Source organism: Pseudomonas sp. GNP013, assembly GCF_054343995.1.
Genome location: NZ_JBTGUT010000001.1, coordinates 1,325,499 through 1,341,628, shown reverse-complemented (window position 1 = coordinate 1,341,628; position 16,130 = coordinate 1,325,499). Strand labels below are relative to the sequence as shown.

At 60.6% G+C, this 16,130-nt stretch carries 13 protein-coding genes; 9 read left to right on the top strand and 4 right to left on the bottom strand.

What is annotated here, in order from left to right; genetic code table 11:
* Positions 1 to 5: 5 nt before the first annotated feature.
* Positions 6 to 890 (top strand): LysR family transcriptional regulator, encoded by an 885-nt coding sequence (locus ACXX81_RS06075; protein ID WP_231421614.1) that lies wholly within the window; start codon positions 6 to 8, stop codon positions 888 to 890.
* Positions 891 to 923: 33 nt separating this feature from the next.
* Here the strand turns inward: ACXX81_RS06075 and ACXX81_RS06070 are convergent, their stop codons facing one another.
* On the bottom strand, positions 924 to 1,526 hold the full coding sequence (locus ACXX81_RS06070; protein ID WP_231421613.1) for a glutathione S-transferase family protein: 603 nt from the start codon (positions 1,524 to 1,526) through the stop codon (positions 924 to 926).
* A gap of 10 nt (positions 1,527 to 1,536) precedes the next feature.
* Complete coding sequence (locus ACXX81_RS06065; RefSeq protein ID WP_458571356.1) at positions 1,537 to 2,703, bottom strand: aminotransferase-like domain-containing protein; 1,167 nt, start codon at positions 2,701 to 2,703, stop codon at positions 1,537 to 1,539.
* 82 nt (positions 2,704 to 2,785) lie between these two features.
* Here ACXX81_RS06065 and ACXX81_RS06060 point away from each other — a divergent pair, with 82 nt between their 5' ends.
* The 3 genes from ACXX81_RS06060 (at position 2,786) to ACXX81_RS06050 (ending at position 5,419) form a co-directional block, all read left to right on the top strand.
* On the top strand, positions 2,786 to 3,214 hold the full coding sequence (locus ACXX81_RS06060) for a MarR family winged helix-turn-helix transcriptional regulator (RefSeq protein ID WP_209983355.1): 429 nt from the start codon (positions 2,786 to 2,788) through the stop codon (positions 3,212 to 3,214).
* A gap of 186 nt (positions 3,215 to 3,400) precedes the next feature.
* Entirely contained in the window at positions 3,401 to 4,747 is a 1,347-nt protein-coding gene (locus ACXX81_RS06055; RefSeq protein WP_231421611.1) for an NCS2 family permease, read from the top strand.
* 33 nt (positions 4,748 to 4,780) lie between these two features.
* On the top strand, positions 4,781 to 5,419 hold the full coding sequence (locus ACXX81_RS06050; protein ID WP_231421610.1) for a LysE family translocator: 639 nt from the start codon (positions 4,781 to 4,783) through the stop codon (positions 5,417 to 5,419).
* On the opposite strand, the gene ACXX81_RS06045 is transcribed toward ACXX81_RS06050, so the two are convergent.
* Both ACXX81_RS06045 and uraH read right to left on the bottom strand, forming a co-directional pair.
* The gene (locus tag ACXX81_RS06045; RefSeq protein WP_458571355.1) at positions 5,397 to 10,598 is read right to left on the bottom strand and encodes a dermonecrotic toxin domain-containing protein; all 5,202 of its coding nucleotides are present in this window, start codon (positions 10,596 to 10,598) and stop codon (positions 5,397 to 5,399) included. The two genes, ACXX81_RS06050 and ACXX81_RS06045, sit on opposite strands and share 23 nt — an antisense overlap.
* A gap of 140 nt (positions 10,599 to 10,738) precedes the next feature.
* Positions 10,739 to 11,092 carry a hydroxyisourate hydrolase gene (gene uraH / locus ACXX81_RS06040; protein WP_209983362.1) on the bottom strand — a complete coding sequence of 118 codons (354 nt, stop codon included), beginning with the start codon at positions 11,090 to 11,092 and terminating at the stop codon, positions 10,739 to 10,741.
* Between the two features lie 426 nt (positions 11,093 to 11,518).
* On the opposite strand from uraH, the gene puuE reads away from it, so the two are divergent.
* From puuE to ACXX81_RS06015, 5 genes are all read left to right on the top strand, one after another.
* Positions 11,519 to 12,445, top strand: coding sequence for an allantoinase PuuE (gene puuE, locus ACXX81_RS06035; RefSeq protein ID WP_209983364.1), 927 nt, complete (start codon positions 11,519 to 11,521; stop codon positions 12,443 to 12,445).
* Positions 12,442 to 12,957: a 2-oxo-4-hydroxy-4-carboxy-5-ureidoimidazoline decarboxylase gene (uraD, locus tag ACXX81_RS06030; protein WP_209983366.1), complete on the top strand. Its 516-nt coding sequence runs from the start codon at positions 12,442 to 12,444 to the stop codon at positions 12,955 to 12,957. Before puuE ends, uraD begins: the two co-directional genes overlap by 4 nt.
* A gap of 40 nt (positions 12,958 to 12,997) precedes the next feature.
* Positions 12,998 to 13,993, top strand: coding sequence for an allantoicase (alc, locus tag ACXX81_RS06025; protein WP_209983368.1), 996 nt, complete (start codon positions 12,998 to 13,000; stop codon positions 13,991 to 13,993).
* Between the two features lie 119 nt (positions 13,994 to 14,112).
* Positions 14,113 to 14,616: an ureidoglycolate lyase gene (locus tag ACXX81_RS06020; RefSeq protein WP_209983370.1), complete on the top strand. Its 504-nt coding sequence runs from the start codon at positions 14,113 to 14,115 to the stop codon at positions 14,614 to 14,616.
* Between the two features lie 51 nt (positions 14,617 to 14,667).
* Positions 14,668 to 15,951, top strand: coding sequence for a urate hydroxylase PuuD (locus ACXX81_RS06015; RefSeq protein ID WP_322214138.1), 1,284 nt, complete (start codon positions 14,668 to 14,670; stop codon positions 15,949 to 15,951).
* Positions 15,952 to 16,130: the final 179 nt, after the last annotated feature.

The following is a 16,130-nucleotide window of genomic DNA, read 5'->3' as shown; positions in this document are numbered from 1 at the left end:
ACAAAATGAAAAACTCAGTCCAGCATATCCAGGCCTTCCTCGCGGTGGCGCGCCTGGGCAGCTTTGTTAAAGCCGCCAACGAACTGAATCTGTCGCCCTCAGCCCTCACCGTGCAGGTGCAGCAACTGGAAGATTGGCTGGGCGTCGCCCTCCTCGACCGCAGCCCGCGCCATCTGAGCCTCACCGCCGCCGGCCGCGACGCCCGTGGCCCCATGGAAAAACTGCTGCTGGACCTGGATAACATCGTCACCGGCTCGCGCGATCTCGCCGCCCTGCGGCGCGGCGTGGTCACCCTCGCCGCCCTGCCCTCGGTGTGCGCCGACACCCTGCCGCCGGCCCTGCGCCTGTTTCGCGAGCGCTTTGCCGGAATCGAGGTGCGCCTGCATGACCTCGTGGCCCAGCGCATTCACGCCGAGGTCCGCGCCGGAGCAGTGGACTTCGGTATCGGCGTGCGCGCCAAACTCAGCCATGGCCTGGATTTCGTGCCGGTGTTCAATGACCGGTTGTGCGCATTCGTGCCGCAGGACCACAGCCTCAGTCGCCACCGCCGGGTGACGCTGGCGCAACTGGCCGAGCACCCGATCGTCCTCACCGGGCGCGACAGCAGCGTGCGCGAGCAAGTGGACCGGTTGTTCGATGAGACGCGCTTGACGATGAACGCGGGGATTGAGGCCAACTACATGTCGACGGTGCTGGCACTGGTGCGCCAGGGATTGGGGATCAGTATTCTGCCGGAGTCGGCGGCGGACAGCCTGGAGGGATTGCAGCGCGTTGATATCGATCATCCCGGCGTTAACCGGGAGATCGGGCTGATCAGCCGCACAGGGATCGCGTTAAGCCCGGCGGCACAGCGCTGTTTCGAACTGCTGCATGAGCACTTACCTGAATAACGTTCGAACTGGATGTGGGAAGCAGCGCATCGATCAATCCAGCATCGCCACATGCCCGGGATGGTCGGCCACCCGCGCCAGCCACGCCTGCACACCCGGATAGGCGTCCAGGTCAAACCCGCCCTCATGGGCCACGTGGGTGTAGGCATATAGCGCCACATCGGCAATCGAGAACTGCTCCCCCACCAGGTACGGCGTCAGCTGCAGTTGGCGTTCCATCACCTTGAGCGCCTTGTAGCCGCCTTTGTGCAACTTCTTGTATTCCTCCTGCCGCTCCTGGGGCAGCCCCAAGTAAAACTGGATGAACCGCGCCACCGCAATGTACGGCTCGTGGCTGTACTGCTCGAAGAATTGCCACTGCAGCACCTGGGTCCGCAGGCGCGGCTCGCTCGGCAGGAACTCGCTGCCGTCGGCGAGGAAGTTGAGGATCGCGTTCGACTCCCACAGGCAGGTGCCGTCTTCGAGTTCCAGCACGGGGATCTTGCCGTTGGGGTTCTTCGCCAGGAACTCGGCGGTCTCGGTGTCGCCGTTGAGAATATCCACATCGATCCATTGATACGGGATGCCCAGCAGGTTGAGCATCAGCTTGACCTTGTAGCAGTTGCCCGACTTGTAATCGCCATAAACCTTGTACATGAAGCTCCCCTTATGCCGCTTGCGCGAGCTGTGCTTGACGGACCACCGCGGCCAGACGCTTGAGCCCTTCATCCAGGCGGGCCGGGTCGATATGGCTGAAGTTGAGGCGCAATGAACCCAGGTGCTGGTCCGGCTCGGAAAAGAACGGCTCTCCGGGCATGAATGCGACGTCCTGCTCCAGTGCTGGCGCCAATAAGGTGCGGGTGTCGAGCGGTTGTTTCAAGGTCAGCCAGAAGAATAATCCCCCCTGGGGCACTTGCCAGTCGGCGAGGTCACCGAAGTGGCGCATCAATGCAGTCTGGAACGCGTCGCGACGCTCGCGGTAAAAGCTGCGCAGTTCGGCCAAGTGTTGCTGATACTGTTCGGTACCGATCCACTGCATCGCCTGCCATTGGCCGACCCGATTGGTGTGCAGGTCGGCCGATTGCTTGAGCTTGAGCAGGTGCGGGAACAGGTCCGGGCTGGCGATCAGGTAGCCCACGCGCAGGCCCGGCAACAAGGTCTTGGACACAGTGCCGGTATAAATCCAGCTGGCCTTTTTCAGGCGACCGGCGATGGGCCTGGCACTGCCGCCATCGAAAGTCAGCTCGCGGTAGGGTTCGTCTTCGATCAGGGTCACACCGAACTCGTCGAGCAGCGCCGCAACGGCTTCGCGCCTGGCTTCGCTGTAGCGCACGGCCGAGGGGTTCTGAAACGTCGGGATCAGGTAGATGAACGCCGGGCGATGGCGTTCGAGGTTGGCGCGCAGGCTGGCCAGATCGGGGCCGTCAGCTTCCAGTTGCACGGTGAGGCAATCGGCGCCGAACAGTTGGAATATCTGCAAGGCGGCCAGGTAAGTCGGGCCTTCCAGCAGGATTTTAGTGCCTTTGTCGATATACAGCTTGGCCGCCAGGTCCAGGGTTTGCTGTGAGCCGCTGACCACCAGCACCTGGCTGGCCTGGCAGGGTACGCCCAGGGCGCGCGCCTGCGCGGCGAGCAGTTCACGCAGTTGCGGCTCGCCCTCGCTCATGCCGTATTGGCCGATGGTGGGCGGCATGTCATCCCAGTTCAGCGCCGGCAGCATGGTCTCGGCCGGCAGGCCACCGGCGAACGACATCACGTGCGGGCGTTGCGCCGCCGCGAGGATTTCACGGATCAGGGAGCTTTTTAAGCGCGAAACACGTTCAGAGAAGGCCATGAAAGTCACCGGTAGCGAAGGCTGTGGGAAATACGTCAAACTGCTTGACCGAAATTACGACGACTTGCGCGGATACGTCAAGATGATTGACCTTAAAAACTCGACCAGCCAGCAGCAGGCCATGGAAGCGTTCTTCTTCGGCTACCAGGCCTTTACCGCCAAAGCCGATGAAATGCTCGAGCGCCGTGGCCTGAGCCGGGTGCACCAACGCATCGTGTTTTTTATCGCGCGCTACCCGGCCTTGAGCGTGAAGGAACTGCTGGAACTGCTGGGGGTGAGCAAACAGGCGCTGAACATACCGCTGCGCCAATTGCAGGAAATGCATCTGGTGGACAGCGTGGCGTGCGACACCGACAAGCGTAAGCGCCTGCTGCAACTGACCGACGAGGGCCGGCGTTTCGAGCAGTCGCTGCGCCGTGAACAGGTGAAGCTGTTGCAGCGCGCATTCAGTGAGGCCGGCGAAGCAGCGGTGATGGGATGGCTGGCGGTCAATCAGGCCCTTGCCGGATAGCCTTGCACGTTCTCTGGTCAAGTTAATCGAAAACACTATTTGCTTTATTTGTATACAAAAGCATAATTCGCTTCGTGCGAGTTCCTGACTAGATGGTCAACAAACTCGCCACTCCCTCACAGCGCCGCAGCCCACTCAGGCGAGCAGCGCTGGACATAACAATAAAATGCTTGAGGAGTACTCGCTGTGGATAGCCGCAAACCCGAAGCTTCTACGCTCGACCTCGCCGCGCCACGCAGCGGCTTGCTCGAACGCCTGTTCAAACTGCGCGTGCATGGCACCACGGTGAAGACCGAATTGCTCGCCGGCCTTACCACCTTCATCACCATGGCCTACATCATCTTCGTCAACCCCAACATCATGGCGGACGCCGGCATCGATCACGGCGCGGCATTCGTCGCCACCTGCATCGCTGCCGCGCTGGGCTGCCTGCTGATGGGCCTGTACGCCAACTGGCCGGTGGGCCTGGCACCCGGCATGGGGCTCAATGCGTTCTTCACCTACACCGTGGTCGGCACGATGGGCTACAGCTGGGAAACCGCACTCGGCGCGGTATTCATCTCCGGTGTGCTGTTCATGATCCTCACCTTGTCGCGCATCCGTGAATGGCTGCTCAACAGCATTCCGGTGAGCCTGCGCCACGCGATGGGCGCCGGGGTTGGCCTGTTCCTTGGGGTCATCGGCCTGAAAACCGCCGGCATCATTGTCGACAGCCCGGCCACCCTGATCCGGCTCGGCTCGTTGCATGAGCCGGCGCCGCTGCTGGCGGCGGTGTGCTTTCTACTGATTGCCATCCTGAGCTATCACCGGGTGTTCGGCGCGATTCTGATCAGCATCATCGCCGTGACCCTGGCCGGCTGGGGCCTGGGCCTGGTGCACTACAACGGCATTCTCGCCGCGCCGCCGAGCCTGGCGCCCACCTGGATGGCGATGGACGTGATGGGTGTGTTCAATGTAAGCATGATCAGCGTGGTATTTGCCTTTCTGTTTGTACACATGTTCGACACTGCCGGTACACTGATGGGCGTTGCGCAACGCGCAGGCCTGGTGAATGCCGACGGCAGGATCGACAACCTGTCCCGCGCCTTGAAGGCCGACAGCGCGTCCAGCGTGTTCGGCGCCATGGTCGGTGTGCCGCCGGTAACCAGCTATGTGGAAAGTGCCGCGGGCGTCGCGGCTGGCGGGCGCACCGGGCTGACGGCGGTGACCGTGGGCATCCTGTTCGTGGCGGCGATGTTTTTTGCGCCATTGGCGGGCATGATCCCGGCTTACGCCACCGCTGGCGCGCTGATCTATGTGGCGATGCTGATGATGGGCAGCATGGCCCACATCAATTGGGATGAGGCCACCGACAGCATTCCGGCGATCGTCACCGCGATCATGATGCCGCTGACGTTTTCGGTTGCCGACGGGATTGCCCTGGGTTTTATTACGTACGTGGCGCTCAAGGCCGGTACCGGCAAGTACCGTGAGATTTCCGTCAGCCTGTGGGTGCTGTGTGCGATCTTTATCGCCAAGTTTGTATGGTTATGAACACGTGCAGTTGCCAAACACTGGAGCAATGAAATGACGCTTGAAACCTGGCTGCTGTTCAGCGGCGCCGCACTGATCGTGATTCTGATTCCCGGCCCGCTGTCGCTGCTGATGATCAGCAACAGCCTCAACTACGGCCTGCGTCGCTCGTACCCGGCATTTCTCGGCGGGGTGTTTGCGTCAATCTGCCTACTGAGCGCTTCGGCGCTGGGCCTGGGCGCGTTGCTGCTGGCTTCGGAGCACCTGTTCAACGCGCTGAAAATCGTCGGCGCGCTGTACCTGTTCTACCTCGCCTGGCAAAGCTGGCAGCAGTCGCGCCGGCCGGCCCAGGCAGCCAACGTGCCGCAGGCGCCAGGCGTGCCGCGCTTTCGTGCGCTGTTTGGGCGTGCGTTCGTGCTGGGCGCCAGCAACCCCAAGGACATCCTGTTCTTCGCCGCCTTCCTGCCGCAGTTTCTCGGCAGCCAGCAGCCGTTCCTGCCGCAACTGCTGATCATGATCGCGACCTGGACGGTGCTCGACCTGCTGTGCAAGCTCGCTTACGGCCTGAGCGCCCATGCTGCGGCGCGATACTTGCGCAGCGGCAATGGCCAGAGCTGGTTCAACCGGGTCAGCGCCGGGCTGTTCGGCGGCGCCGGCGCGGCGTCGCTGATCAATGCAGGGAATCCACTTTGACGAAATAGACGCTTGGAGGCGACAAGTCCTTGGTGGGCCACTGAATGCCAGCGAAAATTCGCCCCAGACGACCGCTTCGCATCGCGTTATCGACCGCTGCCATTAACAACGAAGCGTCGTGTTGCTTGATTGCCACGTTGATCCAGGCGTCCGTGAGTTTCTTCCCCACTGAAAGTTGCCCGGTCCCAATCCATCGATAGGTCAAGTAATACAGCTTGTCCGAATCGATATGCGTCGCGATTGATTCAAGGTTGCCCAATCCGGCCGTCGCGCCTTGACGTCGCACTGACAGGTCCAGCACGGAGAAACCCTGGGCTTCCAGCACGGCCCTGACCGCTGCATGTTGTGCAATAAACCGCTCATCCCCGACTGCAGTGGCCACGAATTTGAGTCTGGGGTTCAACGAGAAAGGCGGCGTGAAGTCAACACGGATGAAGCCGGGCGACATGCCCTCGAACCCGATATTCACATTGACACCGCTTCTTTTAGTCGGGCGCAGCATTCTCAGCAAGTCGTCCGTTTGACCGGGCCTGGCGGGCGCCGCAGGCAACCAGCGGTCCAACGTCGCGCGAATATTGAGCAGGTGGCTGGCCGTGGCCGCGCTGTCAGGATCGCTCAACTCAATCATCCTTGCCGCTGCGAACGCCCGGCTTTGATGCGTCATGGTGGGGAAAGCCGCACCCACATAATCCGGCAAAGACCTGTCGAACAAGGGCGCGTGGACCAGCCAGCCGCCCGTTGCAATACGCGACACCGCCAGAGGTTGCTCATCAAGGGCTGTGCTTGTCCATCGCTCGATATCAGCCCTGGCCGATGAACCCGGTGTGTCGTCCTTGCGGATAAACACGATGTTATCAAGAGGGGCCTGATCGCCCTCCGAAAGCAACCTGAAGTAACTGCTGGAAGGATCGGCAGGCCCGACGTTTGCCGGGGCCATCCGGATGATTTTATGGCGAGCGCCTGAGGAACCCTGGGTGATCTGAAACACCTCCGGGTCCGACGAAATCAACTGCATGTCGCGCTGAAACGGAATGGACCACGCTGTCCAGTGATCAGTCGTCACATACGACTGCACAATGGCTGTGTGTGTGGCCACGCGCGTAGCCGAGGTGGGCGACTGCCAGTCCGGCGGCGGCTGCGCAGGCGCACGCCACGGGTTGAGTCGCCCTGAACTGCTGCCTGCCACCGGCTGTGGGGCGTCCGCGTCGAGCAGCCACTCTCCGGGCCGATGGATGCTCAGGATCAGTTCATCCTTCCCCGGTGCCTGCTGGTTTTTCAAGCGATAGAACGGTTCCTTGTCGCGCCGGTAAAGTGGGTAATGGGATGAGTCATCGGCCACAAACAGCTCGCCATTTTTTACGAACACGCCTTGCTCACTCAGGCCTTTCAACGCTACGGCGCCCTCAGGCACACCCTTGCGCTGGAAACGTTCCAGGGCATTGAGTCGGGTGACGGGCGACGGGGCGGATACAGCCTGCGCGGTCATACGCCAGCGTTTCAGTTGCCCCAGGGCAGACCTAAGCGTGGGCTGCAGCGTGCGCGGCTTTACAGCGCCGATTCGCCTGGGCCCTGGCAAAAAACTCAGCAGCAGGTCAGTCGCAATAAGTGCGGTCCTGAAACCCACATCAATGGCATCGTCGGAGTCGCCGAAGCGATGATAGTGACGCGCGGCAAGCAACAGTTCGTAAACATCGATGAACCACCCGATCACCGAGCTGGAGGAGGCGACCAGATTGCGTAGCGCCGCATTGCGCCGCTCGGCAATGCGCCGGATTCGATAGGACTGCAGCTCTGTTGCAGAGCGACTGACAGCCTGGGTCTGACGCTGCCGCGCAAGCAGGCTGGCACGATACAACAATGCCTGAGCGTTACTGTGGGAGGTGGCGACCAGGGCCAGCCAGTTCTGGGGATCACTGGCAATCTGCTCAAACGTCTGTTGTTCAATTTCCTCAGGCACAGCCGTAGGCTCAAGATGCCGGATGGCAAATGAGCGAATAAAGTCCTTGGACTGACGAACGCCGTTGACCATGGCAAACGTAACCCTATCGAACATGTTGAATTCCTGGGCACGCTCATCGGCTCTGATCGGGTGATGCGTGATGGCTTCAAATGCCCAACAAGGGGCGACCTGACGTGCCAGTGCCCTGGCGTTGTCAGGCAATGCGCCGATGCAATTGAGTTCCGTATGGGCGTGCTGCAAGCAGCTGTAGAGCGTCAGAACCATGCCTTCAGGGGCCTTTGGCCAGTACACCAGACAGCGCCCGGAGCGCTTGTCATGCACCGCCACAATCCCGGCGATGTAACGGTCATGTTGCATCGTGTGGCCCACCAGATGGACCACATACAATTGCAATTGATGCTGGTTTTTCAACAAGTCCTGCGACGTACGCGCCGCCATCGCGGTATTGAATAGGCATTGGTCATTCACCGACAGCCCCTCTTGAACCGACGAAAAAAGCTGCTGCGCAAAACACGCCTGCAACGCGCGATTCAATAGCGGGGGAATACGCCCTTCGCCGAGCTTGCCGTGAGCGTCCCCAGGCGGATAAAACACCCTGTTGAGCAATCGGTCATACTGCCCGGCGATATCCAATGCCGACACCGTACTTATCAGGTAAGTGGAATTAATCTGACGCTTCCATTCGGGCTGCAGAAAACGGGCGTACCTGAATCGCCAATCGGTCCAGGCCGCCAACGGGTCCAGGTTGTGCAGCGCCAACTGCATCAGACTGAAGGTGGTGCGCGCAGTGGTCGGGGTATATACGATCATCTGGCCGACGCGCGTACAAAACGACGGGCTCGAGCAATACCTCGCGGTGACGTCATCGGGCATATCGATAAAGGGCTGATAAATATCCAACGACGCAGCGATGCCATCCTGGCGCAAGCGGGTGGTCAAGGCGCGCTGGGCAAACGTGTCCAGGCCCGGCAAATGTTGTTCAACTCGTTGTTGATAGGCAAGCACGCCACTCAGGTAAACCCGTTGCAGGCGCCTGAAGCCTTTATGCTGTACAGGTGTCGCATTCGCCAGCCAGGCCGGCATTTTCTTCGCCTCGGCGGCGGCCTTGCGCAGCAATTCAATCGTAGTCTGCGCCTGATTGAGGAGGCTATTGACGGGCATCTTCAGGTGATCTTGCAGCTCAACCATCAACAACTCACGGCTGACCGCGGCGTCCGTCACTTCGCTGAAAATACGCGTGATGTCTTCGTCGCTTTTATGCAGGCGATCATAGCTGCCCAGCAGTTTCTTCAGAGAGAGGAACGCGGGCTTCCCCTCGATGGGTACCAGCCGCACCGCCAGTGTTTCCCGCGCCGCATGGCCGCGCAAATCCTTGCGTTTATTCCGCTCGACATAGCGCCATAACACCGAGTCGTCACGACTGTTCAGGCTGGCCTTGAGGCTGTGGATCAATGCGTCGAGGCCGGCAAACGCTTTCACCGCGCCACTGCGGCCGAACGCACATAGCGTGACCGGCAGTTGGCGAGCGGGCCTCCTCAGCGCTGACGCTGTGGTGACCACCCAAAGGTTATGGATCGCATAGAACGCATCCGGCTCAATGCCCACTGCAATCGACAACACCTGGGTTTCGCTGCCCTCGCGCTTGCTCGCCAAGGGTTGCTCCACCACTTCGATCACCAGGTCCCGGTGCGCAGTGCTCAACAGCTTGAGGCGATGTTGCAGCTCAACCTCGCAGCGCAGCGCCTCGGTTTGGGCCTGCATGAAGAGCGACGCACGCCTCAACGATTGCTTGCCGGCGGGACGTTCAGTCCAGAAGCTCACTTTCAGTAACCTTTGCTGCGCCCCCAGCAGCAAGTCAGTCAGCGCCTGGTGATGGGCGTTGAGCTGGCTCATCAGCGACAACACTTCCTTATAAGCTGCTGTCTCAACACTTGGGTCATCCCGCTGCAGCAGCGCCACCAGGCCCATTTCGTAACGCGTGAGCTGTTGCTCTGCGGTGTGAAGCGCCAAGTTCGAACCGGCACTGGCGAAGGCTATTTCTGCGCCCCTTCGCTGCTGGTCCCACTTGAGCAGCGGCTCACGAAGATCACCAAGCCTGGCGCTGCCCACCAACTGTTTGCGGGCACGCTCGACATAAGTGAGAAAAGGCACGGCGCTCAACCGCCGCGCAGGCGTTTGGGTAGAAAACACGTACGCATGATTGATCTGCACAGCACAGGCCAGTTCGTTGCTCCACTGCCCGTCCAGCAGCGACTCGGCACTCCACGTCAAGGCGTCGCCCAACAGCTCAATACCGCCAACAAAACCGCATGTGCGGGACAGGTTATCGGGCGCGCACAATTCATTGCGACGACCCAGCGGCAAGCACTGCCAGAGGTTGTCGAACACGGCTTCCCCCAACGCCAGCAAGCCACGTTGCAAACTGTCAAGGGACGAATACTCATGGAAGTTGCGCGTCACACCCGGCAGGTAAATCACATGGAGCACAGGACTGGCGTCGCCTTCAACAAAGATATGCAAGGCGCCGGGAAGTGCTGCCGACTCATTGCCCGGCCACATCAACTGGCCCACCTTTACACGCGCCCATGCTGCGCCGGCGTGCTGGCGTGCCTCGGCGGTGGGGGCGTCGATCAGGGCCTGAACCATGGCCATTCCCGCACTCGACAGCTCATCCAGTTGTCGCGCCATAAAGGCTCGATCAGCGAAGAGTGCCCTTTGCAATTGAACCCAGTGCTCGCGCCGGGTCAGCCAGGAACCGTCTGCAAGGCCAAGCCAATAGTCAGTTGCAGCCCGATCCAGCCGTTCGAAAAGCCTCATCGCGATAACCCGGCGCAACACGTCCAGCGGTGTGTAGGGCAACCGACGGTTCGGCTCCCCCTTGACACTCAGGACAATGAAGCGATTAACGTTGGCCTCAACGGCAGGCCGAACCAACAGCAACAGCGCTTTATCGGTCAGGCTCTCGACGGTACAGCTGGACGTGGATGGCGGGAGTTCGGTGAACAACAGGCTGTCGGGGTCGATATCGAACTCTTCGCGCAACTCGGCGCGAATGACCTGCAGCACTCTGGGCGAACGCCATGTCAGGCGTGTCAGCGCCCGCGTCGACTCGGCGCTGCGCCGGTCGGCAAGGCCGATCTGGTTGATCAGGCGGCTGGGGTGGGTAGCGGCGTTGATCCGCAGTGTCAGTTGGTCGCGAATGGTTTGGGACGAGGTCATGGTTTTTCCATCTCTAAATGAGGAAAAGCCTAGGCATCGCGGGTGCTCTCAAGGCACTGCATAATTGAGCGTAAAAAAGCCCGCAGTGTGGGCGGGCAAAAAACCAACGAAGGACTTTGTGGTGTGAAGCGAGGTAACGCTCAGCTACCGCGATAGGTGGAGTAGCTGTAAGGCGAGATCAACAATGGCACATGGTAGTGCTCCTGTTCGGCACTGATGCCAAAACGCAGCACCACCACATCCAGAAAAGCCGGCTCGGGCAACGGCACACCCCGTGCGCGGTAGTAATCGCCGGCACTGAACTGCAATTGGTACACACCGCTGCGGTAGTCTTCGCCCTGCAGCAGCGGCGCGTCGCAACGGCCGTCGCTGTTGGTCATGGCGGTGTACACCAGTTCCAATTGGGCACCCTCGACGCGGTACAGCTCTATCTGGATATGGCTGCCGGGGCAGCCGTGTGCGGCGTCCAAAACGTGCGTGGTCAAACGTCCCATGGCGTTACGCGCCTCCCGAGGTCAGTAGAAGAAGAGGCCGCACTTTTTCAGGGCAGCAAAAAGTCGGCAATAGCCGATTAAGACACTTTTATAAAAAACTGTACACAATAATTTCAACAGGAGCCCAGCTCACTGTAGGAGCGAGCTTGCTCGCAAAAAACGTCAACGATGATGCGCTGTTGGAGCAGGAAAGGGCTGCCCTTCAGATCTTCGCGAGCAACGTCGCTCCTGCAGTAGCTTTTCTGTGGATTAACTGACCAGTTGGGCAAGTTTCTTGCAGTGATTGAATCAGGAAAAAATGCAGAAATGCAGGCTTACAAATTCCACGAAAAGTTGTATACAATCACGCATTGCTGTGACGCCACCCAGTATTTTCAAGGCCTTGCCGCCACACACCTGCTACCACGCACAAGAAGGAAGACTGCAGTGAGCGCTGACTACCCACGCGACCTGATCGGTTACGGCAGTAACCCTCCTCACCCCCACTGGCCGGGCGAGGCACGTATCGCGCTGTCGTTCGTGCTCAACTACGAGGAAGGTGGCGAGCGCAATATCCTGCATGGCGACAAAGAGTCCGAAGCCTTCCTTTCGGAAATGGTCTCGGCCCAGCCGCTGCAGGGCGCGCGCAACATGAGCATGGAGTCGCTGTACGAATACGGCAGCCGTGCCGGCGTGTGGCGCATCCTCAAGTTGTTCAAGCAGTTCGATATCCCGCTGACCATCTTCGCGGTGGCCATGGCCGCCCAGCGCCACCCGGACGTGATCCGTGCGATGGTCGACGCCGGCCACGAAATCTGCAGCCACGGCTACCGATGGATTGACTACCAGTACATGGACGAGGCCCAGGAGCGCGAACACCTGCGCGAAGCGATCCGCATCCTTACCGAGCTGACCGGTGAACGCCCGCTGGGCTGGTACACCGGCCGCACCGGCCCCAACACCCGGCGGCTGGTGATGGAAGAAGGCGGTTTCCTGTACGACTGCGACACCTACGACGATGACCTGCCCTACTGGGAACCGAACACCCCCACCGGTAAGCCGCACCTGGTGATTCCCTACACCCTCGACACCAACGACATGCGCTTTACCCAGGTGCAGGGTTTCAACAAGGGCGATGACTTTTTTGAGTACCTCAAGGACGCCTTCGATGTGCTCTACGCCGAAGGCGCCGAGGCACCGAAAATGCTCTCCATCGGCCTGCACTGCCGCCTCATCGGCCGCCCGGCACGCCTGGCCGCGTTGCAGCGGTTTATCGAATACGTCAAAGGCCATGAACAGGTGTGGTTTACCCGTCGCGTCGATATCGCGCGACACTGGCACGCCACCCACCCGTACACGGGAGTTGCGAAATGACCGCCTTCAACACGCTGAAACCCTCGAGCCTGAGCCGCGAGGCGTTCGTCGCCGCGTTTGCCGATATCTATGAGCACTCGCCCTGGGTGGCCGAAAAGGCCTTCGACCTGGGCCAGGATGCGTCCATCGACCAGATTGAAACCCTGCACCAGCGCATGAGCGATATCCTGCTCAGCGCCGATCATGCCAGCCAGTTGGCCCTGATCAACGCGCACCCGGACCTGGCCGGCAAAGCCGCCGTGCAGGGCCAACTGACCGAAGCCAGCACGAACGAACAGGCTGGCGCCGGTATTCACCAGTGCACGGCCGAAGAGTTTTCCCGCTTCACCGAGCTGAACCAAGCCTACAAGACCAAATTCAAGTTTCCCTTCATCATGGCGGTAAAAGGCAGCAACCGGCACCAGATCCTCGCTGCGTTCGAAACGCGCATTCATCATTCGGCGGACACCGAATTCAAATGCGCACTGGACGAGATCAACAAAATCGCGTTGTTCCGTTTACTCACCCTTTGAAGACCCGCCCCAGCCACTCAACTCAAGGCAGACAAGAAGAATGAAAGCTCACGCCGTACCTTTCGAGAAGTTCGTCAACCTCGCCGACGCCCGCCTGGGCACCCGGATTCTTTCGGTGACCGATGACTGGTTCGCCGACGCCAATCGCCTGTTCCAACCTACCCCGGCCGTGTGGAAGGAGGGCGTGTTCGATGACAACGGCAAGTGGATGGACGGCTGGGAGTCGCGCCGCAAGCGCTTCGAAGGCTACGACAGCGCGGTGATTCAGCTGGGCGTGCCCGGTTCGATCAAGGGCGTGGACATCGACACCTCATTCTTCACCGGCAACTACCCACCGTCGGCGTCCCTCGAAGCGTGCTTCCTCGCAAGCGGCGAGCCGGATGACAACACCCAATGGGTTGAGATCCTGTCGGCTGTCGAGCTACAAGGCAACAGCCATCACTTCCATGAAATCAACAACGACCAGGCGTTCAGCCACCTGCGCTTCAATATTTACCCGGATGGCGGCGTGGCCCGCCTGCGGGTGTACGGCGTGCCGTTCCGCGACTGGTCGGCGGTGGGCGACAACGAACAACTCGACCTGGCCGCGGCCTTGAATGGCGGTCGTGCGCTGGCCTGTTCCGATGAACACTTCGGACGCATGAGCAACATCCTCAACCCTGGCCGTGGCGTCAACATGGGCGATGGCTGGGAAACCGCGCGTCGTCGCACGCCCGGCAATGACTGGGTGATCGTTGCCCTGGGGCATGCTGGCGAGGTCGAGAAAATCATCGTCGACACCCTGCACTTCAAAGGCAACTACCCTGACACTTGCTCGATCCAGGCTGCTTTCGTGAAGGGCGGCACCGACAGCCAGATCGAAACCCAGTCGTTGTTCTGGCGCGAACTGCTGCCGGCACAGAAGCTGGAAATGCACGCCGAGCATACGTTTGCCGAGCAGATCAAGGCATTGGGGCCGATTACCCACATTCGCTTGAATGTGTTCCCGGATGGTGGGGTGAGTCGCCTGCGGGTTCTCGGCAAGGTAGCGAAGTAAGCGTTGAAACCATTCGCGAGCAAGCCCGCTCCCACATTTGAAATGCTTTCCCCTGTGGGAGCGGGCTTGCTCGCGAAGGCGTCAGACCAAACAACACAGCATTCGGATAAGAGACAGCCATGCGCACACTGATGATCGAACCCCTGACCAAAGAAGCCTTCGCCCCTTTCGGTGACGTTATCGAAACCGACGGCAGCGATCACTTCATGATCAACAACGGGTCGACCATGCGCTTTCACAAGCTGGCAACGGTAGAAACCGCCCAGCCTGAAGACCACGCAATCATCAGCATCTTCCGCGCCGACGCGCAGGACATGCCCATGACCGTGTGCATGCTGGAGCGACACCCGCTGGGCAGCCAGGCCTTCATTCCGCTGCTCGGCAACCCCTTTCTGATCGTGGTCGCGCCACTTGGCGATGCACCTGTATCGGGCTTGGTCCGCGCCTTCGTCACCAACGGCAGGCAGGGCATCAATTACCATCGCGGCGTCTGGCACCACCCGGTGCTGACGATCGAAAAGCGGGATGACTTCCTGGTGGTTGATCGCAGTGGCACCGGCAATAACTGCGATGAGCATTTTTTTCAAGAGGATGAGCGGTTGATCCTCGCCCCCCACCAATAAGAGAAGGCCGGATCACCCGACAACAAGGGTGACAGGCGAGAGGTAAAGACTGTGGAAGCACATCTGTTGGAATGGCTGAATCTCAGCGTGCGCTGGGTTCACATGATCACCGGCGTCGCCTGGATCGGCGCTTCTTTCTACTTTGTCTGGCTGGAAAACAACCTCAACCGCGTCAACCCCAGGGACGGCCTGGCCGGCGACTTGTGGGCGATCCACGGTGGCGGCATCTATCACCTGGAAAAATACAAACTGGCCCCACCGACCATGCCGGACAACCTGCACTGGTTCAAATGGGAAGCCTATTTCACCTGGATGTCGGGCGTTGCGTTGCTGTGCGTGGTGTTCTACTGGAACCCGACCTTGTACCTGCTGGCGCCGGGCAGCAGCCTCAGCGGCACCGAAGGCGTGTTGCTGGGCATCGGCTCGCTGTTTGCCGGCTGGTTCATCTACTCGTTTCTCTGCGACTCGGCCCTGGGCAAGCGCCCCGCCCTGCTCGGCCTGATCCTGTTCGTGCTGTTGATTGCAGCGGCCTACGGCTTCAGCAAGGTCTTCAGTGGCCGTGGCGCCTACCTGCACGTGGGTGCGGTGATCGGCACGATCATGGTGGGCAACGTGTTCCGCATCATCATGCCCGCCCAGCGCGCACTGGTGGCGGCCATCGCCGAGCACCGCACACCCGACCCGGCGCTGCCGGCCAAGGGCTTGCTGCGCTCGCGCCACAACAACTACTTCACCTTGCCGGTGCTGTTCATCATGATCAGCAACCACTTCCCGAGCACCTACGGCAGCCAGTACAACTGGCTGATCCTGGCAGGGATTGCGGTGGCGGCCGTGTTGGTGAGGCATTACTTCAACACTCGGCACAACAGCCAGAAGTACGCATGGACCTTACCGGTGGGTGCCCTGGCGATGATTTGCCTGGCGTACGTGACCGGGCCCAAGCCAGCGGTGGACGTGGCCAAGTCGCCGGCTGCCATCGAGTACCAGCCGTTGCCGGAAACCGCGCTGGGCGGTGGCTTGAAACCCGCCGCGCCCGCCGCACCACCTGCCGAACCGACACCGGCCCAGGCTGCCATCGATTTCGGCCAGGTGCACAGCGTGATCGAACAACGCTGCACCGTGTGCCATTCGGCCAGGCCCACCAGCCCGTTGTTCAGCACTGCGCCAGCCGGGGTGATGTTCGACACCCCGGCGCAGATCCAGCAGCAGGCCGCACGCATCCAGGCACAGGCCATTGCCAGTCCGATCATGCCGCTGGGCAACATCACCCAGATGACCCAGCAGGAGCGGGATTTGATCGGCACCTGGATCAGCCAGGGCGCGCACATCAACTGACAGGCTGACGCAGATCCAATGGTGGGAGGGGGCTGCTCGCACAGGGAAGAGTGTTTGTTCGCTCATGATGCGCGCTACCCAACCCGTGCGCCGCAACGGCGCACTTGAGCCAGGGTGCGCGAGTCAGTATTCTCCGCGCCCGCTCGAATTGATTGCCACTGCCTGCCTTGGCGCGGCTC

What these genes read in the sequence shown, in the direction of transcription:
- alc (WP_209983368.1), top strand. Translation starts at nt 12,998, where the DNA reads ATGAAAGCTCACGCCGTACCTTTCGAGAAGTTCGTCAACCTCGCCGAC.
- ACXX81_RS06050 (WP_231421610.1), top strand. Translation starts at nt 4,781, where the DNA reads ATGACGCTTGAAACCTGGCTGCTGTTCAGCGGCGCCGCACTGATCGTG.
- uraH (WP_209983362.1), bottom strand. Translation starts at nt 11,092, where the DNA reads ATGGGACGTTTGACCACGCACGTTTTGGACGCCGCACACGGCTGCCCC.
- ACXX81_RS06020 (WP_209983370.1), top strand. Translation starts at nt 14,113, where the DNA reads ATGCGCACACTGATGATCGAACCCCTGACCAAAGAAGCCTTCGCCCCT.
- ACXX81_RS06070 (WP_231421613.1), bottom strand. Translation starts at nt 1,526, where the DNA reads ATGTACAAGGTTTATGGCGATTACAAGTCGGGCAACTGCTACAAGGTC.
- ACXX81_RS06045 (WP_458571355.1), bottom strand. Translation starts at nt 10,598, where the DNA reads ATGACCTCGTCCCAAACCATTCGCGACCAACTGACACTGCGGATCAAC.
- ACXX81_RS06065 (WP_458571356.1), bottom strand. Translation starts at nt 2,703, where the DNA reads ATGGCCTTCTCTGAACGTGTTTCGCGCTTAAAAAGCTCCCTGATCCGT.
- uraD (WP_209983366.1), top strand. Translation starts at nt 12,442, where the DNA reads ATGACCGCCTTCAACACGCTGAAACCCTCGAGCCTGAGCCGCGAGGCG.
- ACXX81_RS06075 (WP_231421614.1), top strand. Translation starts at nt 6, where the DNA reads ATGAAAAACTCAGTCCAGCATATCCAGGCCTTCCTCGCGGTGGCGCGC.
- ACXX81_RS06060 (WP_209983355.1), top strand. Translation starts at nt 2,786, where the DNA reads ATGATTGACCTTAAAAACTCGACCAGCCAGCAGCAGGCCATGGAAGCG.